The following is a 23,181-nucleotide window of genomic DNA, read 5'->3' as shown; positions in this document are numbered from 1 at the left end:
ATATAGTGCAATAGGAAAGAGGGGTAAACAGATTATTCATAGGATTTATATGAATAATTATGTACCGTTAAAAGGGTGAATCTATAATTTTTTCATTAATGATAAAATATTCATATTTTCGACAATAATTATTATGAAAGGGTTGATTTTTTTAACACTTAGGTCTAGAATTGAAAGCGTTTAGTACGTATTCAAAATCCTTAATTAATTATTATTTCTTCATTCAAATAAGGTTATTGAAAAGTGCTACACTTAATTTACTGAATCGTTTTTACATATTTTTCTAACGTATCTAAAGGGGTGTCAGTCATGATCAATCAACTTTCGTGGAAAGTTGGCGGGCAACAAGGGGAAGGTATAGAAAGTACTGGAGAAATTTTTGCAATTGCATTAAATCGCTTAGGCTACTATTTGTATGGTTACCGCCATTTTTCATCTCGTATTAAAGGTGGTCATACGAATAATAAAATTCGTGTAAGCACAACTCAAGTTCGTTCGATCTCAGATGATCTTGATATATTGGTAGCATTTGATCAAGAAACAATTGATTTGAATTACAAAGAACTCCACGATAAGGGAGTTATTATTGCAGATGCAAAATTCAATCCTACAAAACCAGAAGATACTAATGCAGCGATGTTTGCTGTTCCATTTACGGAATTAGCTACAGAACTAGGTACATCCCTTATGAAAAACATGGTTGCAGTTGGTGCAACATGTGCTGTATTAAATTTAGATATTAACGTTTTTGAAGAAGTTGTGCAAGAAATTTTTGGACGTAAAGGCAAGCAAGTTGTTGATAAAAATATGGAAGCCATCAAAACTGGCTTTGACAAGATGAAAGAATATATTGGCGATACAATCGAATTAATGGAACTAGAAAAAGCAGATGGCAATAAGCGTATGTTCATGATTGGAAACGATGCGGTTGCCCTTGGAGCACTTGCTGGCGGTTGCCGCTTTATGGCTGCTTATCCAATTACTCCTGCTTCAGATATTATGGAATATTTAATTAAGAAATTGCCTCCGGTTGGTGGAGCAGTTATTCAAACAGAAGATGAAATTTCTGCAGTTACAATGACAATCGGTGCTAACTATGGTGGTGTTCGTGCACTGACAGCATCATCAGGTCCTGGACTTTCATTGAAAATGGAAGCAATCGGCTTATCAGGAATAACAGAAACACCATTGGTTATTGTTGACACACAACGTGGAGGTCCATCTACAGGATTGCCAACGAAACAAGAGCAATCTGATTTAATGGCTATGATTTACGGGACGCATGGAGAAATTCCTAAGATCGTAATGGCTCCAAGTACAGTTCAAGAAGCATTCTATGATACTGCCGAAGCGTTTAACCTGGCTGAGGAATACCAATGCCCAGTTATCGTCTTAACCGATCTTCAGCTGTCATTAGGAAAACAAACAGTTGAACCTCTTGAGTTTGACAAGGTTGAAATTCGCCGTGGGAAGCTTGTAACAGAAGAACTTCCTGAAATAGAAAACAAAGGCTATTTCAAGCGTTATGAAGTAACGGAAGATGGTACTTCTCCACGTACCGTTCCTGGTATGAAAAATGGGATTCACCATGTAACTGGTGTTGAACATGATGAGACAGGCAAGCCGTCTGAATCAGCAGCAAACCGTAATGCTCAGATGGACAAGCGCTTCCGAAAAATTGAAAACCTAAAATTTGATACACCAGTTTACAAAAATGCTCCACATGAAGAAGCTGATCTATTAATTGTAGGCTTCAACTCAACACGCGGAGCAATTGAAGAAGCAATGGGTCGCCTTGATAAGGATGGCTTGAAAGTAAACCATGCACATATTCGTTTAATTTACCCATTCCCTTCTGATGAATTATTGCCGCTCGTAAAATCTGCGAAAAAGGTTGTAGTCATTGAAAATAACGCAACTGGGCAATTGGCAAATATGATGAAGATGAACGTCGGACAAAATGAAAAGATTACGAAGATGCTTAAATACGACGGAAATCCATTCTTGCCACATGAAATTCATACAAGATGCAAGGAGTTGGTCTAAAATGTCAACATTTAAAGATTTTCGTAATAATGTAAAACCAAACTGGTGCCCTGGTTGTGGAGATTTCTCCGTGCAGGCAGCTATCCAGCGTGCTGCAGCAAATGTAGGACTTGAACCTGAAAACTTAGCTGTTATTTCAGGAATTGGCTGTTCAGGACGTATTTCCGGATATATTAATTCTTACGGTTTACATGGAATTCATGGACGTTCTCTTCCAATAGCGACAGGTGTAAAAATGGCTAACCGTGATTTAACTGTTATCGCTTCTGGTGGTGATGGGGACGGGTATGCGATTGGGATGAGTCATACAATCCATGCAATCCGCCGAAATGTGAATATTACTTATATTGTAATGGATAACCAAATCTATGGTTTAACAAAGGGTCAAACATCACCAAGATCAGCTACTGGTTTTAAAACAAAATCTACACCTGAAGGTTCAATTGAACAAGCCATTGCACCAATGGAAATGGCATTAACTGCTGGTGCGACATTTGTAGCACAAAGCTTTTCTACGGACCTGAAGGATTTAACGGCATTAATCGAGGCTGGTATTAATCACGATGGCTTCTCTTTAATTAACGTATTCAGTCCTTGTGTTACTTATAATAAAGTAAACACTTATGATTGGTTTAAGGAAAACCTAACAAAATTAAGTGATGTTGAAGGCTATGATTCTTCTAACAAAGAGATGGCTATGCAAACATTAATGAAGCATAATGGCTTAGTAACAGGTCTTATCTATCAAGATACAGCACGTAAATCATACCAGGAACTATTGGGTGGATATTCTAAAACCCCTCTAGTTCATGCCGATCTTAACTTAGATCAAGCCCATTTTGATAAGCTTGTTGAAGAATTTATGTAATATAAAAGAAAGCAGCTCAGAATTAATTTCTGAGCTTTTTCTGTTTTTTAACGGTATTTTCATATACCTTCATCATTATGTGATAATTATCACGTTCAAATTCACTAAATTCGTATAATATTATTATTTGTGAATAGGTTACATAGTATTTGATTATCAATAATTGATAATCGTCCGTGTGCATTTGCCCCGAGAGAGGATTTCTGTTGTTTTCAGACCATAAAGGCTTTATACTATAGTAATGTGTGTAGGCGTTCACTTGATCCTACAAGATTTTTTTATTATAGATGAATGAAAATAACAATAGATATTTTCTCAATACATCAATAAAGAAAGGGGACAAACATATGAATGAAAAACAACGACTAGAAGGTCAACAAGTGCAGACAGCTAATCCATCAGACAATAACTCTGAAAAGGATTACAGCAAGTACTTTGAAGCAGTATATACACCGCCATCCTTGAAGGAAGCAAAAAAGCGTGGAAAAGAAGAAGTAAAGTATCATAATGATTTTGGCATACCTGAAGAATTTCGCGGGATGGGTTTAGGACGTAAATTTTATATTCGCACCTATGGCTGTCAAATGAATGAACATGATACAGAAGTAATGGCTGGAATCTTTTTAAGTCTTGGATATGAACCAACTGATTCTGTCGAAGATGCGAATGTCATCTTGTTAAATACATGTGCGGTACGTGAAAATGCTGAGAATAAAGTATTTGGTGAGCTTGGCCATTTAAAACATCTAAAAAAGGAGAAACCAGATCTGCTTTTAGGTGTCTGCGGATGTATGTCTCAAGAAGAATCAGTCGTTAACAAAATTCTAAAAACATACGATCAAGTGGATATCATCTTTGGTACTCATAATATCCACCGTCTTCCTAATATATTGCATGAAGCATATATGTCAAAGGAAATGGTTGTTGAAGTATGGTCTAAAGAAGGCGACGTCATTGAAAATCTTCCAAAAGTGCGCCAAGGCAAAATCAAAGCTTGGGTAAATATCATGTATGGCTGTGATAAGTTCTGTACGTATTGTATCGTCCCATTCACACGTGGAAAGGAACGAAGCCGACGACCAGAAGATATCATTCAAGAGGTTAGACAATTAGCCGCACAGGGATATCAAGAAATCACACTTCTCGGTCAAAACGTGAATGCATACGGGAAAGACTTCGAAGATATGAAATACGGATTAGGTGACCTTATGGATGAAATCCGTAAGATCGATATCCCGCGTATTCGTTTTACAACAAGTCATCCACGTGATTTTGATGATCACCTTATTGAAGTATTAGCAAAAGGCGGAAATCTAGTCGAGCATATTCATTTACCAGTCCAATCTGGTTCAAATGAAGTGCTTAAGATTATGGCACGCAAATACACTAGAGAACACTACTTAGAGCTTATTCGAAAGATTAAGGCAGCGGTTCCAGGTGCAACGTTTACGACTGATATTATTGTTGGTTATCCAAATGAGACGGATGAGCAATTTGAAGAAACGATATCTTTGTACCGTGAAGTAGGCTATGAATCTGCATACACATTCATCTATTCACCTCGGGAAGGGACACCTGCGGCTCAAATGCAGGATAATGTTCCAATGGAAGTGAAAAAGGAAAGACTGCAACGCCTAAATGCAGTTGTAAAAGAACTTTCTGCTGAAGCGATGAAGAAATATAATGGTCAAACGGTTGAAGTTCTTGTTGAAGGTGAAAGCAAAAACAACCCAGACGTCTTAGCCGGCTATACAAGAAAAAGTAAGCTTGTTAACTTTATTGGACCAAAATCAGCAATTGGTAAGATTGTTAAGGTGAAAATTACCGATACGAAAACATGGTCATTAAACGGAGAAATGATAGAAGAACTAAATGTAGTTGAGGTGGAGTAAAATGGCGAAATATACAAAAGATGATATCGTTGCACGAGCAAAAGATCTTGCAAGAATGATAGCAGAAACAGAAGAAGTAGAATTCTTTAAACGCGCAGAGGGACAAATTAATGAAAATGAAAAAGTGCGTGCAACCATTGCAAACATTAAAGGTTTGCAAAAACAAGCTGTAAACTTACAGCACTTTGGAAAGAAAGAAGCTTTGAAAAAGACAGAAGATAAAATGGAAACACTTCAAAATGAACTGGATGCCATCCCGGTTGTACAAGAATTCAAGCAATCTCAAATTGAAGTGAACGAATTGCTGCAATTAGTTGCTAATGCCATTTCTAACACAGTAACAGATGAAGTTATTACTTCAACTGGTGGCGACCTATTGAGCGGTGAAACAGGCTCACAAGTTCAAAATAGTGAATGTTCAAATCATCATTAATCCAGAAAAACCCCTAAGGCTAGTTGGCGATCTAGTCCTAGGGGTTTTTTATATAGTTAAAAAGGAGGTATGGTTGCCTGCATTGGGTTGTGGAGGCAAGTTATTTTCTAAGCAATTCTACGGCGTTCAAAAATTCTTTTCGATATTCTTGCTGCTCTAACAAAGCAGCATTTAGTGTGGAAAGAAGAGACTCATTTAATAGGTTCGTGCCCTTTTGATTTGAATCATTGCCCAAAAAGTTGAGAAGGAAGGTGTAAACGAGAAGCAAGGTTGAATAATTATCAACGTAAGTTAAACTGATGGCACGTCCACCCATGCCACCGGCAGCGTGGTTATTGATGGACGGTATACCCGCTTCGGCAGCCATTTCCAGCAGCTCTTCTGGTACTCCAAGTTGTTTGAGTACCTCAGGATCCAATTGTAATTTCTTTTTATCAAGCAATTTTCCTACCTCCCTTCTTTTTGGACAAATCTGTTATTCTATTGCTTTTGTGCATACAAGGCGCTTTCGCTTTTCTATGAATGGTTGCTTTCTACTTGGTTTGCGTTGTTTACTGAAATGGCTTGGGAATCCCCGCCGTTTGCAATATTAAATTGAGCGGATAGGATTGGGATGTTGATTAAGGACGCATTTACAGCAAACCCGCCAAGTGAAACAGGTACTTGTATTGGAAGATTGACTTGGGGGCTGTTTCCTTGTGCAGCGAATGTAAATGCTTTGAATGCATCCCCATTACTGCTGACTCCATTAACAATACTTTGGTCTGGCTGGACAACATCAGGCTGAGTATTCTCATAGCATCTATTTGATAACATAATTTTCACCTCCTCCAAAGTATGGAATTAAGAATTACTCCTCTTCCTTGGAGTTATTACTAGTCAGATCAGTCAGATCAATATCGAGTAAAGATACCCCATTTAAAGAAAGCTTAAGCTTCTTATGATCATCAGATGTCTCAAAAACAGGCAGCATCTTACTAAGTGCTGGGATCATATTTTGGATTCCTGGATTAACCGATGAACTTTGTTTTAACAGACTATTTAAATTGTTAAATGGTTTTAGCATATTTGAAAAGTTCCCGTTCATTGTCTTAGAAGTTAAATTTCCTAGATTATTTGATAAGAGTCCGCTGAAAGACTCTGATACAGTTTTTGTTATTTTTTCTGCATATTCCCTTGCTTTTTCTCCATTTAATTCTTTTCCATTGACGCTAATTTTCAAATTAGATTTGTCTAGGTTGGCCATCCTGCTCACCTCCTTCTCGTTAATGTATTATATTGGTGAAATAGCCAAGCTGTATCCGCAATTGAATTAGGACAAACATATATTTTTTGTTTACTCGAATATGTAAAGATATCAGTTTTCGCGCTGATTTCATCAATTTTCACCTCCCAACTCAAGAAAAAATGTGCAGCATTTTTCTAAATGGCACATTCGCCCTGAAAAAGCATACTATGAACTATGCCAATACTTTTACCTAACATTCATCAAGAAATATCGCACACTAGTCTAATATCCCGCATAGGATGAATTGAAAATGAATGAGGAGGTTCGCTCGCAATGGGAGAATACAGAGAGATAATAACAAAGGCGGTCGTTGCAAAAGGACGAAAGTTCACCCAGTCCAATCATACGATCTGCCCTAAACACCAACCGTCAAGCATCCTTGGCTGCTGGATTATAAACCATACGTACGAGGCGAAAAAGGTCGGAAAAACAGTCGAGGTATGCGGTTACTATGACATTAACGTTTGGTATTCATTCGATAATAATACAAAAACAGAGGTTGTTACCGAACGAGTTGACTATAAAGATGTCATTAAACTAAAATACCGTGACCCTGATTGCCTTGATGACCATGAAGTCGTCGCACGTGTCTTGCAGCAGCCAAACTGCTGTGAATGTGTGATTTCACCAAATGGAAATCGTATCATCGTTCATGTGGAAAGAGAATTTCTTGTTGAGGTGATCGGTGAAACGAAGGTATGTGTAGCCGTACACCATGACAAATGTGATTGTGACGATGAATGGGGATTCGAAGTTGATGATGAAGAATTTGAAGATTTAAATCCAGATTTCTTAGTATGTGATGAAGAAGAGTAATAACTAGGAGGTTTTGCTTCCTAGTTTTTTCTTTGCAGATAAACAGATTTTTGTTTAATTTTCTGTAAATTTAGATTATAATGGATGGAAATTTCAATATTTTTTAGAGGAGGTCGGATATTGGATGGAAAATTATTTTCTGTTTATTTTTATGGCTATTATGTTAATTATTTTGCCAGGTCCTGATACAGCGATCATTACGAAAAATACCATTTCGAAGAAAAAAGCAGCTGGAATGCAAACAACTTTAGGTACGCTAGTTGCATTATTGATTCATACACTCGCAGCCGTGTTCGGCTTATCTGCACTAATTGTCAAGTCAGCTTTCCTATTTTCGATCCTTAAATATGCAGGTGCGGTCTACCTTATTTATCTAGGGTGTAAATCAATGGTCTATATTTTGAAAAAACAGCCAATAGCCATTCAGGAAAATGGTCAAGAAAATAAATATTCAAGTCAATCAAACTTTAAACAAGGATTCCTTACGAATATATTAAATCCCAAAGTGGCTGTTTTCTTTTTAACGTTTTTGCCTCAATTTGCTGGAACGGGAAATAATGCTTTTGTAGAATTTTTGACACTGGGCTTAACTTATACCTTATTAACATTGATATGGTTTTTCTTCTATATTAATTTAATTAATTTTGTAAGTGATTTTATGAAAAAGCCATCCACATTAAGAGTTGTAGAAGGTTTAACAGGAGGAGTACTCATTCTATTTGGGCTAAAATTAGCCCTAGAAAAGCAGTAGGATTCAAGCGAATTCAACTACATTGTGATCAAGCTATATTTTTATAAAATGATCCCATTTTCTTCCTCTCTGTGCTAAAATATCATAGTAAGTAATGCAAGGAGGTAGGGGAATGTTCAAAAGAGTGGCTTCAGATGTATTAGGGCTTAGTGATGTTGGAAGTGTAATAAAACCTGTTGATTATGATAAAGTGGATGCGGATGATTATGTTCTTCATGAAGACAATGAAAAGATTTATTTCTTAATTAAATCGAAGTCTGATGAGTATTGCTTTACAAATAAGGCATTAATTCATTTAGATGGTACAAGTGCAATAAGCAAAAAACGGACTTTAAAACGGTACGCTTATAAAGAGCATACTATTTCAAATGTGATGCTTGAGACAGCAGGCACAGTGGATTTAGATGTAGAGATCAAGTTTGTGATCGGATCAGACCATTTTTCTATTGATGTTCATAAGAAACATATTGAAGAATTGAAAGATTTATATAAAGCACTTATTCGTATTTCAGAAATTTGCCATGAAAATGAAGTATCCATGTCATATGCTGAAAAGAGTCTGGAATTAACTTCAACTACATTCAGTCGTTCCGCTGTTCCACAGGATAATAATTTCGTAGACAATTTCAGAGTATTAAATGAAACGGCATTTAACTGGCTGATGAACAGCAGAAAGAAATATAATGTGAAAGATTTTGGATTTGTATTTGAAAAATATATTAATAATTAATTCTAAGGGAGGCAGTATCTTATATATAAGATGCTGCTTTTCTATGTTTTGACAAACTAACTTAAACGATAGTTTATGATATAATATAAAAATAACAACAAATTTGTAAATGTCGGTCGGTATACAACTAGTGCGTTATAAAGGCTTGTTCAATATGCCTACCAACAATTTATTTTATAATAAAAGGCTCTTTTCTAATAGATTGTTGTTTTTGAATAAATTTTCTATTTCTCAAAAAGACTAGTTGATTGGAGCGGAAGGTTGCGAGACTCCTGTGGGAGTAGTGGGACAGGTGAGACCCCGCAGGCGCTTTAGCGCTGAGGAGGCTCACCGCCCACCCCACGGAAAGCGAGTAACCTGGAGCGCAAATCAACCACTACCAAACCATGTTTGATTAGCAACAATGTTTGAGAAAACAGCCTAATAAAAAAGTTTCATTTGATAATTTGGAGGATACGATGTCATATACGCCAATGATACAGCAATATTTAAGAGTAAAGGCAGACTGCAAAGATGCCTTTTTATTTTTTCGACTGGGTGATTTTTATGAGATGTTCTTTGAGGATGCCATCAAAGCTTCACAGGAATTAGAGATTACATTAACGAGCAGAGAAGGCGGTTCAGAAGAGCGAATTCCGATGTGTGGGGTGCCGCATCACTCTGCCGCTCAATATATTGAACAATTAGTTGAACGCGGGTATAAAGTGGCCATTTGTGAACAGACAGAAGACCCAAAACAGGCAAAAGGTGTGGTTCGCAGAGAGGTCGTTCAACTTATCACCCCAGGTACAATGATGGAAGGCAAAGGCCTACATGAAAAGGAAAATAATTATATAGCTTCCATTACTTATTTTGATGAAGAATCATTTGGTTTTGCTTATAATGATCTGTCAACAGGTGAAACAAAAGTCACCATGCTTAGTTCAAGCTTTGATGAAGTATTAAATGAACTTTCACTGTCAGGTGCAAAGGAACTTGTGATTGCAGCTGATTTTAATAATGAGTGGCAGCGGAAAATTAAAGAACGCTCAGTAATGACGCTATCAATTGAAGATGATTGCTCCACTAAGGAAAGCTATCATTCTTTATTAGAAGGGATCAATCAGGACAAGCTCCTACAAACGACTTCAAGACTATTTAACTATTTATATCGAACGCAAAAGAGAAGTTTAGATCATTTGCAGAAGGTATCAATGTATCAAACCCATCAGTATATGAAAATTGATTATTTCTCCAAGCGGAATCTGGAGCTGACAGAAACGATTCGTTCAAAGGGCAAAAAAGGCTCCTTGCTATGGCTTCTTGATGAAACAAAAACCGCGATGGGCGGAAGACTGCTGAAGCAATGGATAGATAGGCCACTTGTAGATGAGAATGAAATCATTCGCCGTCAGAAACTTGTTGAAACCTTTATTATGTCATTCTTTGAGCGTGAGGAATTAAGAGAGAGGCTGAAGGAAGTATATGATCTTGAACGACTTTCTGGGAGAGTGGCATTTGGTAATGTGAATGCACGTGATTTAGTGCAGTTACAACGTTCATTACTACAAATTCCGCTATTAAAAGAGTTGCTTAAAAAGCTTCCGAATGAAGAGGCGAATCGGCTGTCTGAACAACTTGATGCATGTGAAGAAGTGGTTGACCTGCTAGATCAGGCAATTGTCGAAAATCCTCCACTGTCTATCAAGGATGGCAATATGATCAAGGATGGCTACCATGCCTTACTGGATCAATATCGTGATGCGACAAGAAATGGGAAGACATGGATTGCACAGCTTGAGAGGCAGGAACGAGAGAAAACAGGGATCAAATCATTAAAGGTCGGCTATAATCGTGTGTTCGGTTATTATATAGAAGTAACAAGAGCGAATTTACATCTATTAGAAGAAGGGCGATATGAGCGGAAGCAGACATTAACGAATGCAGAACGCTTTATCACACCTGAACTAAAAGAAAAAGAAGCACTCATTTTGCAAGCGGAAGAGAAAAGTGTTGAACTCGAATATGAGCTGTTTACTGCTTTGCGTGAGCAAGTGAAGGGATTTATTCCAAGATTGCAGACTTTGGCAAAGTCGGTTAGTGAGCTTGATGTACTGCAATGCTTTGCAACAGTCAGCGAAGAAAGGTATTATGTGAAGCCTTCGTTTTCCAAAGATCGCAGAATTATGATTAAAGACGGTCGTCACCCTGTTGTTGAAAAAGTAATGAATGCACAGGAATATGTCCCTAATGAGTGTTATATGGATGCAGATAGAGAATTATTGCTTATAACTGGCCCAAATATGTCGGGGAAAAGTACGTATATGAGGCAAATTGCCTTAACAGCGATCCTTGCACAAATTGGCTGTTATGTGCCAGCTTCAGAAGCTATTCTGCCGCTTTTTGATCAGGTTTTTACTAGAATCGGAGCGGCTGACGATTTAATCTCTGGTCAGAGTACGTTTATGGTTGAAATGCTTGAAGCACGGAATGCGATTGTGAATGCAACGAAAGACAGTCTCATTCTATTTGATGAAATTGGCCGGGGTACATCCACATACGATGGAATGGCGCTTGCACAGGCGATTATTGAGTATATTCATAATCGAACAGGTGCGAAAACATTATTTTCTACTCATTACCATGAATTGACCGTATTAGAAGATGAACTTAGCAAGCTGAAAAATGTTCATGTTAGTGCGATTGAGCAAAATGGCAAAGTTGTGTTCCTCCATAAGATTAAAGAGGGGGCAGCCGATAAGAGCTATGGAATTCATGTAGCACAGCTGGCAGAATTGCCTGAAGAGCTAATTATAAGAGCGAATGAAATTTTGACAGGACTTGAACAAAAGGACGAAGTGTCGATGCGTAGTATTCCTGTAATTGAACCAAAGAAAATTGAAGAGCCGGACGCACAGCTTTCTTTCTTTGAAGAGCCAGCAAAGACAAAATCAGCATCCTTAAGCTCAAAAGAAAAGCGGATAATCGAAAAAGTGAAAGAGATAGATATTTTAGATATGACACCAATGCAAGCATTAAATACCTTATATGAGCTTCATAAAAAGTTAAAAGGGTAAACAATCAAAGCAGGGGAGGTGCTGGCAATTGGTCAAAATTATCCAGCTTGATGACGCATTATCGAATAAAATCGCTGCTGGAGAGGTAGTGGAAAGACCAGCATCTGTCGTAAAAGAACTAGTTGAAAATTCGATTGATGCTGGAAGTACAATTATTGAAATTGAGACGGAAGAGGCAGGGCTTGCCAAAATACGAATCATTGATAATGGAGATGGCATTGAGGAAGAGGATGTTCTAACAGCCTTTTTGCGCCATGCCACAAGTAAAATCAAGGATGAAACCGACCTTTTTCGAATACGCACACTCGGTTTCCGTGGGGAGGCATTGCCAAGTATTGCCTCTGTTTCTAGAATTGATTTAAAAACCTCTACAGGCGATATTGGAACTAGAGTTCGAGTAGAAGGTGGAAAGGTAGAAAGTGTGGAAAAAGCACCAGGAAGAAAAGGAACAGATTTGACAATGACTGACCTCTTTTTCAATACTCCAGCACGGCTGAAATATATGAAAACAATTCATACAGAGCTGGGGAACATAACAGACGTTGTTAATCGACTTGCTCTTGCTCATCCTGAAGTCTCTTTCCGTCTTATTCATAACGACCGTAAGCTGTTGCATACGAATGGAAATGGCGATGTCCGCCAAGTATTAGCAGCTATTTATGGGATGAATGTTGTAAAGAAGATGGTTCCCATTGAGGCTAGCTCACTAGACTTTCGAATAAGTGGTTACGCCGCATTACCGGAAATTACTCGAGCATCTCGTAATTATATTTCAACAATGATTAATGGAAGATTTATTAAAAATTATCCGCTTGCAAAGGCAATTCAGGATGGTTATCATACTTTATTACCGATTGGACGTTATCCGGTTGTATTATTAAATATTGAAATGGATCCGTTATTAGTCGATGTAAATGTACATCCATCGAAAATGGAAGTTCGCCTTAGTAAGGAACAGGAATTAAATGAGCTTGTGTCGGGAGCGATACGAAATACATTTAAATCACAAGAATTAATCCCGACAGGCTTTACCGAGCCCAAATCGATAAAGCCTAAAGAGGAACAAACCTTTCTTGAGTTGGACCATGTACCTGCTAAGGATTTTTCTACGGAAAGAACTACATCCTATATTCGTGAAAATCATGTAGAGAATAAGACGTGGGCAGACGAAAGATTCGTTCATCCAATTGAAATGAATGTACCTGTGCATAGAGATGATGATTTTGTCTTAGACAGCGAAGAAGTCATTGAATCTATGTCTTATATTGATCAACCCAATCGAGTGGAAGCATCACGGGTTCCTCCTTTATATCCAATTGGCCAAATGCATGGAACATATATCTTTGCACAGAATGACAAAGGGCTATATATTATCGATCAGCATGCTGCACAGGAACGGATTAAATATGAATATTTCAAAGAAAAAGTTGGCCAGGTGGAAAGTGAGCTTCAAGAAATGCTAATTCCACTTACCTTTGAATACTCCACCGATGACTATATTAAAATTGATGAGTACAAAGGCGAACTGGAAAAGGTCGGCGTTTTCCTTGAACCTTTCGGCCACAATAGCTTTATCATCCGTTCCCATCCGCAATGGCTTCCAAAAGGAGAAGAGCAAGAAATCATTGAAGATATGATTGAACAGCTTCTTTCTATGAAAAGAGTTGATATTAAAAAGCTTAGAGAAGAAGCAGCCATAATGATGAGCTGCAAAGCTTCTATCAAGGCCAATCATCACTTAAGAAATGATGAAATTCAAGCATTGCTTGATGAACTAAGACAAACAACTGACCCTTTCACATGCCCGCATGGACGTCCAATCATTATTCAATATTCAATATATGAGATGGAGAAGATGTTTAAACGGGTGATGTAAGATAAAGCAATAGAGAACCCTTGATATAATAAGGTTTTCTATTGCTTTTTTTAATGAGTTGACCACTTTTTGAATGCTTTTGAAAAGTTTTCTGCAGATGCCAAAGAAAAGGAGATAGAATGTTGCATAAAAAGAGACCTATAATTTAGGTCCATTACTTGAAGAATTTTGTTTTTTTAGATTATGAATAATTAAATCTAGTTGATGAGCGATGAAAACAAGAATACCAAAAATTGCGCCTAATAAAATACCAGGAAATTCATAAAGCATAAACCCAACGACAGCACCTGTAATTATACAAAGAAATGAAAGCATAATATCACCTCATTGCTATCCTAACTTTGAATAGTCATATTTGTCAATTGGTGGAAATTAATTTATCAAAAGGATTATTATGTTTCTAAAAAAGAAACACCTATTCGAATCTAATTAAGGGCTCTCTCAAAAATCAATTCAAAATAGGCAGCGGAACCATATCCCTTAGTTGAAGGAGCAAATATTTGAACAAATCTCCAACCTTGGGAGGCGTATTGGTGAATTATGTCTTGATAATCTTCCTTAGGTTTACTGCTCCAACTACTTAGTTCGATTTTAACAAATTTGTATTCGTACATTACTGTCACCTCTTGGATTAGTTGTGTTATTTAATATACGAAAAAATAAGAAAAATAGTTTCATATTGAATCACAGGAATTATTAAGGTGGTTCTCCATTTACTGTGAAATAGGGGCATTTATAAAGACTACCATTTTTTACTATTATATATGTAATTCAATAAAGTCTCTATAATGCCTAACGCAATTCCTCCCCAAACCCTTTGCCATATAAAGGGCTTTATCCGCTTGATTGATTAAATCATTATAGCTTTGTGCTGGCTGTGGCTTAACGGTAGCTAATCCAATACTTACTGTCACCAATGAACTAACTTTTGAAGTATGATGTGGGAGGTTTAAATCTGCTAGCGAAAGGCATATATTATTGGCTACAACTTCCGCTCCTTCTGCATTCGTTTCAGGCAAAATAACGGCAAACTCTTCACCGCCGTAGCGGAAGACGGCGTCATCTGGCCTCATAAGAACATGACTAATTGTTTGAGCAACATGTCTTATACATTCATCTCCAACTTGGTGACCATATGTATCGTTATATAGCTTAAAATAATCAATATCAAGCATGATTAATGAAAGTTCCTTTTTGCTTCTTAGACAGCTTTTCCATTTTTGAGTAATCATGTCGTTAAAATGCCGTCGGTTTGAAATTCCAGTTAAACCATCAATAATGGAAGCTGCTGTTAGTTCCTCCTCCATCTTCTTTCGATCGCTTATATCATATAAAGTACCTAAAGTACCAGCAAGATTACCATGCTCATCGTATGAGAATCGCGAATAAACCTCGAGCCATTTAAATCCACCTTCTTTGGTGATGACTCGGATCTCGTATTTCTTATGTCCTTTTTCGATTGGGAATGATTGATATTGGTCTTTAGGATTGCCCTGATCACTAGTGTAAACGTAATCGGCATAATTTTTCCCGATACTTTCTACAACAGTGAAGCCTGTAATTTCCGTCCATGAAGGGTTTAGAAAGGTCCAATCTCCCTTTTCATTTGTTTGATATATAACCTCTTTCACATTATTAACAACTGACTGATATTGATTTGCTAATTGTCTATAATTTTGTTCACTTATCTTTAGCTTGTATAAGTTTTTATTCGAATTTTTATAGTATTGGATAATTTGAAAAGCGAATAGACCACCTATTAGAGAAATTGTAAAATGAAAAATGAAAATTTGAAGTAATTTTTCATCATCTTTAATATTTATATAGAAAGAGGATGAAATGATAAGTAATGAAACAATATTCATCCAAAAGGATCGATGAAGGAAAGAGAGCTTCATTCTTGACATCAAACCACAGGAAATACCTATGACGATCATAAGGATGGCAGCAACTAAGGATGATTGACTGACTCCGAAAAGTAGGATGCGTCCCACACTGATGACAAATGCTGAAATGAGAGCTGGCAACATTCCTCCCATCGCTGCTGCAAAAACAGTTGCCAAATGCCTTAAATCAGCAATTGTATTTGCATCTATTTTTATACTATAGAACATTAATAAGACACCTAATAATCCAAATAAAATGCCCCAAATGAACTTAATTCTAAATGGAGAGTGTTGATTAAAATGATGTTTTTTTTGAAGGCTGCCAAAGATTGAGAATACGGAAATAAGGATGGTCCCATTCAATACAAAATCCTTTAACATAATAAACTTCCTTTGCTGAATAGTTAATTTAGAACTATTCTAACATAATAGCTATGAAAATATGTCCATTTTTACAATTTAATAGGTAAAAATATCTATTAAAAAGGAGAAAAGTCATAAAAATATTTATTTTTTGAAATGGAAGAGTAATTTATTTAATAATAAATTGTTGTAATTAATAAAAAACCAGGGTGGGAATAATTTATTCCCACCCTGGTTTTTTTTATGTTGTTATTATGGGTTTTTACTTCACTGCTGTTTGCAGCTTTCCGATATATTTTAAAGCCTTCCCTGTGCCAATCGCAACAGATTCAAGTGGGCTAGGAGCTAGATGGACAGGTACGAAAATTTCACTTGCAATCCAATCTTTCAATCCATTAATAAGAGCTCCGCCTCCAGATAGCACCACACCTCTATCAACAATATCCCCACTTAATTCGGCTGGACTATCTTCTAAAGTTGCACGGATGGCCTCGAGAATATGCAGCAGTGATTCCTTCATAGCATCGCGGATTTTATAAGAAGACAAGGTGATTGTCTTTGGAAGACCAGTTACAAGATCCCGTCCTCGAATCTCCATTTTTAATTCATCATGGTCAACAAGAGCGTAACCAATTTCAATTTTCACTTGCTCAGCTGTTCTTTCTCCAATAAGGACATTGAATTCTTTTCGAACATATTGAATAATATCATCGTCAAGCTTGTCCCCGCCAATACGAATGGAGTGGCAAGCTACAACTCCGCCGTATGAAATAATCGCTACTTCTGTGGATCCGCCGCCGATATCAACGACAACATTTGCAACAGGCTCATCTACTGGTAGGTCTGCACCAATGGCAGCTGCTACTGGCTCTTCAATCAAGTGAACTTGCTTGGCGCCTGCATTTTTTACAGCATCATGGATGGCTCTTCTCTCTACACTTGTAGAGCCTGAAGGCGTACAGATGATGACATTTGGTTTTTTAATAGAAAATCCAGCTTTTTTTGTTGCTTTTCCTAATACATATCGAAGCATTTCCGTTGTTGTTTGGTAATCGGCGATTACGCCATCCTTTAACGGACGAATAGCGACAATTTTTCCGGGTGTTTTCCCAATCATTTCTTTTGCTTCTTGTCCAACTGCCAGTACCTTTTGGGTTGTTGTATCAATAGCAACAACTGAAGGCTCATTATAGGTTATTCCTTTATTTTTAAAATAGACAAGTATATTAGCAGTTCCAAGATCAATTCCAATTTCATAAGATGCAATCATATTTTTCCCACCTAATTTTCTTTATTTCTATACGTTACCATGATTAAGTGTGTCTAATATGGATTGTTATTGAATCGTTAATGAATTGTAATGAAAGAAGAAGATTTATCCATTAATCTAGATAAATAGGCACGTAAGAAAAGTCATTAGCAAAATTGAATAGGAAGATGGAAATGTGTTAATAATGCTTAAATATGAAATGATGGAAATCATACGGCTAATAACTGACGAAAGTAATCCTTTATGATACGATGAGGGCAACAGATGCTGTTTTTGAATAATTGTTGTGAGTGTAAATCGTGAACAAATATGGTTAGTTGATTGTAGCGGAAGGTGCGAGACTCCTGCGGGAGAAGTGGGAAAGGTGAGACCCCGCAGGAGCGTAAGTGACGAGGAGGCTCAGCGCCCACCCCGCGGAAAGGGAGCGACCTGGAGCGGAAATCAACTTCTACAAATTCATTTAAGCAGCAATGTTTGCGAAAACAGCCTAAGAAATAAAAGGTAATAAAGTAGGTAGCAAAGGCAGTGTGAACAGATTGAACGAAAAAGATAAGCTTATTGTGCTTATTGGTCCAACCGCTGTAGGAAAGACCAAATTAAGTATTGAACTGGCAAAAAGATGGAATGGCGAAATTATTAGCGGTGATTCCATGCAAATTTATAAAGGGATGGATATTGGTACTGCAAAGATAAAAAATGGAGAAATGGAAGGGATCCCTCATCACTTGATCGATATTAAAAATCCTGAAGAGCCATTTTCTGTTGCGGAATTCCAAGATTTAGTACGATCAAAAATTACCGAAATCACACAGAGAAATAAGATTCCAATGATTGTTGGTGGTACTGGTTTATATATTCAGTCAGTCATTTATGACTATCAATTTTCTGATGTCCCGTCCGATGATTCTTTTAGAGAAATACTGGAAAAAAGAGTGGAAACCGAGGGAAATGAGAAACTTTATCAGGAGTTAAAGGAAGTAGACCCTGAAAGTGCCTTGAAGATCCATCCGAATAATATCCGCAGGGTTATAAGGGCTTTGGAAGTCTACCATTGTACTGGGAAAACAGTTAGTGAGTATCAGGAAAATCAACAGCCAGAACTGATGTATCAAACAGCGATGATTGGCTTAACGATGGACAGAGATAAATTGTATGATCGAATCAACAAAAGAGTGAATTTAATGATTCAAGAAGGTCTCCTTGAGGAAGTTGAGAAATTATATCAACTAGGGTTAAGAGATTGTCAATCCATTCAGGCGATTGGCTATAAGGAGATCTATGAATATTTCAATAATCTTGTTTCACTTGATGAAGCCATTGAACAGTTAAAGCAGAATTCAAGACGCTACGCAAAAAGGCAGCTAACATGGTTTCGTAACAAAATGGATGTTAATTGGTTTGATATGTCAGAAGTGAATGATTCAGTCGATTTTGAAAAAAAACTTGATGAAATTTCAATATCCATTGAAGGAAAGCTGCAAATTAAATCGAATACATAGTATAGAGATAAAAGAGGAGGATATAAGGATGAAAACATCTATCAATATTCAAGATCAATTTTTAAATCAGCTACGCAAGGATAATACGAATGTAACTGTATTTTTATTAAATGGATTTCAAATTAGAGGCCAAATCAAAGGCTTTGATAATTTTACTGTTCTATTTGAATCTGAAGGAAAGCAACAGCTTGTATACAAACATGCGATCTCAACATTTGCTCCTCAGCGCAATGTCCAGCTTGATATGGATAACCAACAATAGGTTTTCTTGTTATATAAATGAAAAGTAACAGACCCGCTTCCTTGAAGCGGGTTATTTTATTTTAAAAAGCATACTTGTAAAAAACTTTAATGAAGTAGCTATGGTGTGAATACATTTAGATATAGCATCATTTAATAGCTGATAAAAATCCTTGACTTCATATAGGCTTTTGTCACAAAAACAACTTCTAGGCGTATACTGTTTTGAGAACGTGAGGTGAAAGCTTTGGACCAGCCAATTCGCTTAAAAAATAACGGACAGATCAGTATTGTCCTTAACTCTCAGAAACGAAAAACATTAGCGAAGGAACTGCCTGAATCTCAACTTGTATCGAAGGATATCCCACTTGAACATAGTGCTTTAAAGGATATTGAGGATGAATTAGGTGCTCTTGTTGGGATGGAAGAAATGAAAAGAATGATTAAGGAAGTTTATGCATGGATATATGTAAATAAAAAACGGGAGGAAGCCGGCCTAAAAGCAGGAAAACAGGCACTCCATATGATGTTCAAAGGAAATCCAGGTACAGGGAAAACAACGGTCGCAAGATTAATTGGCAAACTCTTTCAAAAAATGAATGTGTTATCAAAAGGACATTTAATTGAAGCGGAACGAGCGGATCTTGTTGGCGAATATATTGGACATACGGCGCAAAAAACACGTGATTTAATTAAAAAGGCAATAGGTGGAATTCTTTTCATTGATGAAGCTTACTCACTTGGAAGAGGCGGGGAGAAGGATTTTGGCAAAGAGGCGATAGATACACTTGTTAAACATATGGAGGACAAACAGCACGAATTTATTCTTATTCTAGCAGGCTATTCAAGAGAAATGGACTATTTTCTAACCTTAAATCCAGGCTTGCATTCTCGATTTCCACTCGTTATAGATTTTCCAGATTATACGATTATTCAACTGATGGAAATTGGAGAACGAATGTTGAAGGAAAGAGAATATACATTCAGTCATGAAGCAGAGAAGAAGCTCCGTGAACATCTATTATGGGTTAAAACACATTTGAATCCAATTAGCTTCTCGAATGGGAGATATATTAGAAATGTACTTGAGAAGTCAATCCGCGCACAAGCCATGCGGCTATTAATGCAAAATACGTATGATCGACATGAATTAGTTACAATAAGAAGCAATGATTTAGTATTTGATGAGGAATAAGATGATAAAGGATTCCAGCCAATAGGAATCCTTTTTGTTTTCATTTAACGCAACTGTTTATCCAATAAAAATTAGAGATAATAAATCTTTTTTGATATGATGTTAGGTAGAATATCGTGGAAAGAAGGTTATTGATTGGAATATAAGACGGAAATTGAAAAAGTTATTCTTGTTGGTTGTCAAACTAACGAAGACGATCAGCGTTTTGGATATTCAATGGATGAGCTTGGTTCGTTGACAGAAACAGCTAATGGGGAAGTAATGGCTACGTTAACTCAGAAAAGAGAACGCGTTCATCCAGCTACATACATTGGAAAAGGGAAAGTTGCTGAATTAGTAGCTTTGCAAGAAGAAGTAGAAGCGGATTTAATTATATTTAATGACGAGTTATCACCAAGTCAAGTCCGTAACCTATCAAAAGATCTTGATGCAAAAATAATTGATCGTACTCAGTTAATCTTGGACATTTTTGCAGGAAGAGCTCGTTCTAGAGAAGGAAAACTCCAAGTGGAGCTAGCGCAGCTTCAATATTTGCTGCCGCGTCTAATGGGACAGGGTACGCAATTATCAAGACTCGGTGCAGGGATTGGTACACGTGGACCAGGTGAAACGAAGCTTGAGTCTGACCGCCGCCATATCCGCAATCGGATTAATGAAATTAAAACACAACTTTCTGTCATTGTTCAGCATCGTGATAGGTATCGGGATAGAAGGAAGAAAAACAAAGCCTTCCAAATTGCTCTTGTCGGTTATACGAATGCAGGGAAGTCTACATTATTTAATCGACTAACTGAAGCAGCTTCATTTGAAGAAAACCAATTGTTTGCCACGCTTGACCCGATGACAAGAAAGCTTTTATTGCCAAGCGGCTTTCTGACTCTTTTAACGGATACCGTTGGATTCATTCAAGATTTGCCAACGACATTAATCGCTGCTTTCCGCTCAACACTAGAAGAGGTGAAAGAAGCAGATCTTTTACTTCATCTGGTAGACAGTTCAAGTCCAGACTACTATCAACATGAACAAACAGTGAATAAACTATTGAAGGATTTAGAAAATGACAATATCCCTCAAATAACCGTTTATAATAAAAAAGATCAAAAGCATCCTGATTTTGTCCCTATTGCCAAAACAAAGGTTATTCAGATTAGTGCATTTGAAGAAAATGATCGTCATCAACTAAAGCAATTAATTGAAGAAATGGTTATTAGTATGATGAAATCCTATCATGTAGAAGTTCCATCAACGGAAGGGAAGCTACTTTCTCAGTTGAAAAATGAATCCATTCTTCGTGAATTAACATTCCATGAGGAGAAACAAGTATATGTTTGCAAAGGGTATTATTTAGACGATCATCAAATTTCGGGACAATTAAGTAAATATCAGATATAGATAGGAGTACAGCATGTATCAGCATTTAACACACGGGGAAAAACTGCAGCCAATTGTCAATGAGGTGGAGCAGCAAATAGCAAAAGTAATTCAACAGATTGATCAGCGAATAGATGAAAATCAGTTTCGTGTTTTACAAGGCTTTCAAAATTATAAGGTAAGTGATTCACATTTTATACCTACAACTGGCTATGGCTATGATGATATGGGACGCGATACTCTTGAAAAGATTTATGCGGAAGTATTTGGCGGGGAAGCAGCCCTTGTTCGTCCACAAATTATTTCTGGCACACATGCGATTTCAATTGCCTTGTTTGGTGTGCTTCGTCCTGGTGATGAACTTCTTTATATTACTGGTAAGCCTTATGATACCCTTGAAGAAATTGTTGGTATCCGAGGAAGTGGCAATGGTTCTTTAAAGGAATTTGGCATTTCTTACAATAGTGTCAGTCTAAAAGATAATGGGGCGATTGATTACGTCGCAGTAGCTGATGCTATCAAACCAACGACAAAAATGATTAGCATTCAACGTTCAAAAGGCTATGCGACCAGACCGTCATTTACGATTGCAGAAATAAAAGAGATGATTCAGTTTGTAAAAGAAATAAAGTCAGATGTAGTTGTGTTTGTTGACAATTGCTATGGTGAATTTGTTGAAGATATGGAGCCATGTCATATTGGAGCGGATTTAATGGCAGGTTCACTTATTAAAAATCCTGGCGGTGGCCTTGCTAAGACTGGCGGTTATATTGTTGGAAAGGAAAAATGGGTGGAAGCATGCTCGTATCGAATGACATCTCCTGGAATTGGTGCAGAAGCAGGTGCCTCACTATATAGCCTGCAAGAGATGTACCAAGGCTTTTTCTTAGCCCCTCATATCGTAGGACAGGCATTAAAAGGCGCCGTATTTACTTCGGCTATTCTAGAACGATTAGGGATGAATTCATCTCCAAAATGGCATGCAAAAAGAACCGACCTCATCCAATCCGTTCAGTTTGATGACCGTGATAAAATGGTCGCTTTTTGCCAAGCGATTCAATATGCAGCTCCGATTAATTCCCATGTTACCCCCTATCCAAGCCCAATGCCAGGATATGAGGATGATGTGATCATGGCAGCAGGTGCCTTTGTTCAGGGAGCGAGCATTGAACTTTCAGCGGATGGTCCAATTAGGCCACCATATGTTGCCTATGTTCAGGGCGGTCTAACCTACTCCCATGTGAAAATTGCCATTTGCTTAGCTATAGACGGATTGGCAGAAAAGGGATTAATTGATTTAAAGTAAGCACAGGCACAAAAGATATCTATTTAATTAGCTATTGAGTGAGCGCTTCTTTATATGAAAGACAATATACAGTTGAAAATTAAGTGAAATCGTCTTCATACAAAAGATGAGGGCCAAAACTTATTCGAAATCGTGAAAAAAATCTTTCATCAAGGGGATGAAGGCCAAAACTTGTTCAAAAACAGAAAAAGTGTCCTTCATTACGTACGATTGAGCAAATAACAGAAAAAAGCAACTTGAAAATCCCAATCCTTCTTTAAGAGAATTGGGATTTTTTTATGTTCCTTGTTTTACT

At 37.2% G+C, this 23,181-nt stretch carries 21 protein-coding genes; 14 read left to right on the top strand and 7 right to left on the bottom strand.

Going from position 1 to position 23,181, the window contains the following annotated elements:
- Positions 1–309 precede the first annotated feature (309 nt).
- From ACFYKT_RS01905 to ACFYKT_RS01890, 4 genes are all read left to right on the top strand, one after another.
- Positions 310–2,046 (top strand): 2-oxoacid:acceptor oxidoreductase subunit alpha, encoded by a 1,737-nt coding sequence (locus tag ACFYKT_RS01905; protein ID WP_389214616.1) that lies wholly within the window; start codon positions 310–312, stop codon positions 2,044–2,046.
- Between the two features lies 1 nt (position 2,047).
- On the top strand, positions 2,048–2,914 hold the full coding sequence (locus ACFYKT_RS01900) for a 2-oxoacid:ferredoxin oxidoreductase subunit beta (protein WP_389214613.1): 867 nt from the start codon (positions 2,048–2,050) through the stop codon (positions 2,912–2,914).
- A gap of 347 nt (positions 2,915–3,261) precedes the next feature.
- Positions 3,262–4,806, top strand: coding sequence for a tRNA (N6-isopentenyl adenosine(37)-C2)-methylthiotransferase MiaB (gene miaB / locus ACFYKT_RS01895; protein ID WP_389214610.1), 1,545 nt, complete (start codon positions 3,262–3,264; stop codon positions 4,804–4,806).
- A gap of 1 nt (position 4,807) precedes the next feature.
- Positions 4,808–5,239 carry a RicAFT regulatory complex protein RicA family protein gene (locus tag ACFYKT_RS01890; RefSeq protein ID WP_389214607.1) on the top strand — a complete coding sequence of 144 codons (432 nt, stop codon included), beginning with the start codon at positions 4,808–4,810 and terminating at the stop codon, positions 5,237–5,239.
- Between the two features lie 100 nt (positions 5,240–5,339).
- Here ACFYKT_RS01890 and ACFYKT_RS01885 read toward each other — a convergent pair whose 3' ends face one another.
- The 3 genes from ACFYKT_RS01885 to ACFYKT_RS01875 all read right to left on the bottom strand — a co-directional run bounded on the left by ACFYKT_RS01885 (position 5,340) and on the right by ACFYKT_RS01875 (position 6,485).
- Positions 5,340–5,681 carry a hypothetical protein gene (locus ACFYKT_RS01885; RefSeq protein WP_389214604.1) on the bottom strand — a complete coding sequence of 114 codons (342 nt, stop codon included), beginning with the start codon at positions 5,679–5,681 and terminating at the stop codon, positions 5,340–5,342.
- A gap of 74 nt (positions 5,682–5,755) precedes the next feature.
- Positions 5,756–6,055, bottom strand: a complete 300-nt coding sequence (locus ACFYKT_RS01880; RefSeq protein WP_389214601.1) for a hypothetical protein — start codon at positions 6,053–6,055, stop codon at positions 5,756–5,758.
- A gap of 34 nt (positions 6,056–6,089) precedes the next feature.
- Complete coding sequence (locus tag ACFYKT_RS01875) at positions 6,090–6,485, bottom strand: hypothetical protein (protein ID WP_389214598.1); 396 nt, start codon at positions 6,483–6,485, stop codon at positions 6,090–6,092.
- 315 nt (positions 6,486–6,800) lie between these two features.
- Here ACFYKT_RS01875 and ACFYKT_RS01870 point away from each other — a divergent pair, with 315 nt between their 5' ends.
- From ACFYKT_RS01870 to mutL, 5 genes are all read left to right on the top strand, one after another.
- Positions 6,801–7,343, top strand: coding sequence for an outer spore coat protein CotE (locus ACFYKT_RS01870; protein ID WP_389214595.1), 543 nt, complete (start codon positions 6,801–6,803; stop codon positions 7,341–7,343).
- Positions 7,344–7,467: 124 nt separating this feature from the next.
- A complete protein-coding gene (locus ACFYKT_RS01865; RefSeq protein WP_389214592.1) occupies positions 7,468–8,094 on the top strand; it encodes a LysE family translocator in 627 nt (208 codons plus the stop codon).
- A 112-nt stretch (positions 8,095–8,206) separates the two neighbouring features.
- Positions 8,207–8,824 (top strand): PH domain-containing protein, encoded by a 618-nt coding sequence (locus ACFYKT_RS01860; protein WP_389214590.1) that lies wholly within the window; start codon positions 8,207–8,209, stop codon positions 8,822–8,824.
- 458 nt (positions 8,825–9,282) lie between these two features.
- The gene (mutS, locus tag ACFYKT_RS01855) at positions 9,283–11,880 is read left to right on the top strand and encodes a DNA mismatch repair protein MutS (RefSeq protein WP_389214587.1); all 2,598 of its coding nucleotides are present in this window, start codon (positions 9,283–9,285) and stop codon (positions 11,878–11,880) included.
- A 28-nt stretch (positions 11,881–11,908) separates the two neighbouring features.
- Positions 11,909–13,756, top strand: coding sequence for a DNA mismatch repair endonuclease MutL (mutL, locus tag ACFYKT_RS01850; protein ID WP_389214584.1), 1,848 nt, complete (start codon positions 11,909–11,911; stop codon positions 13,754–13,756).
- Positions 13,757–13,894: 138 nt separating this feature from the next.
- On the opposite strand, the gene ACFYKT_RS01845 is transcribed toward mutL, so the two are convergent.
- The 4 genes from ACFYKT_RS01845 to mreBH all read right to left on the bottom strand — a co-directional run bounded on the left by ACFYKT_RS01845 (position 13,895) and on the right by mreBH (position 17,275).
- Positions 13,895–14,071 (bottom strand): hypothetical protein, encoded by a 177-nt coding sequence (locus ACFYKT_RS01845; RefSeq protein ID WP_389214581.1) that lies wholly within the window; start codon positions 14,069–14,071, stop codon positions 13,895–13,897.
- A gap of 110 nt (positions 14,072–14,181) precedes the next feature.
- The gene (locus ACFYKT_RS01840) at positions 14,182–14,370 is read right to left on the bottom strand and encodes a DUF4177 domain-containing protein (RefSeq protein ID WP_389214578.1); all 189 of its coding nucleotides are present in this window, start codon (positions 14,368–14,370) and stop codon (positions 14,182–14,184) included.
- 144 nt (positions 14,371–14,514) lie between these two features.
- A complete protein-coding gene (locus ACFYKT_RS01835; protein ID WP_389214575.1) occupies positions 14,515–16,023 on the bottom strand; it encodes a diguanylate cyclase domain-containing protein in 1,509 nt (502 codons plus the stop codon).
- A 244-nt stretch (positions 16,024–16,267) separates the two neighbouring features.
- A complete protein-coding gene (gene mreBH / locus ACFYKT_RS01830) occupies positions 16,268–17,275 on the bottom strand; it encodes a rod-share determining protein MreBH (RefSeq protein WP_389214572.1) in 1,008 nt (335 codons plus the stop codon).
- A gap of 536 nt (positions 17,276–17,811) precedes the next feature.
- On the opposite strand from mreBH, the gene miaA reads away from it, so the two are divergent.
- The 5 genes from miaA (at position 17,812) to ACFYKT_RS01805 (ending at position 22,886) form a co-directional block, all read left to right on the top strand.
- Complete coding sequence (gene miaA / locus ACFYKT_RS01825) at positions 17,812–18,774, top strand: tRNA (adenosine(37)-N6)-dimethylallyltransferase MiaA (RefSeq protein WP_389215394.1); 963 nt, start codon at positions 17,812–17,814, stop codon at positions 18,772–18,774.
- 28 nt (positions 18,775–18,802) lie between these two features.
- A complete protein-coding gene (hfq, locus tag ACFYKT_RS01820; RefSeq protein WP_389214569.1) occupies positions 18,803–19,036 on the top strand; it encodes an RNA chaperone Hfq in 234 nt (77 codons plus the stop codon).
- Between the two features lie 225 nt (positions 19,037–19,261).
- The gene (gene spoVK, locus ACFYKT_RS01815; protein WP_389214566.1) at positions 19,262–20,209 is read left to right on the top strand and encodes a stage V sporulation protein K; all 948 of its coding nucleotides are present in this window, start codon (positions 19,262–19,264) and stop codon (positions 20,207–20,209) included.
- A 135-nt stretch (positions 20,210–20,344) separates the two neighbouring features.
- Entirely contained in the window at positions 20,345–21,601 is a 1,257-nt protein-coding gene (gene hflX / locus ACFYKT_RS01810) for a GTPase HflX (protein ID WP_389214563.1), read from the top strand.
- Between the two features lie 13 nt (positions 21,602–21,614).
- Positions 21,615–22,886: a methionine gamma-lyase family protein gene (locus tag ACFYKT_RS01805; RefSeq protein WP_389214560.1), complete on the top strand. Its 1,272-nt coding sequence runs from the start codon at positions 21,615–21,617 to the stop codon at positions 22,884–22,886.
- Positions 22,887–23,181 lie beyond the last annotated feature (295 nt).

The organism is Cytobacillus mangrovibacter, assembly GCF_042865275.1.
GTDB lineage: Bacteria > Bacillota > Bacilli > Bacillales > Cytobacillaceae > Cytobacillus > Cytobacillus mangrovibacter.
Note: the sequence above shows the minus strand (reverse complement) of the source record. Positions and strands in the feature narration are given on the sequence as shown.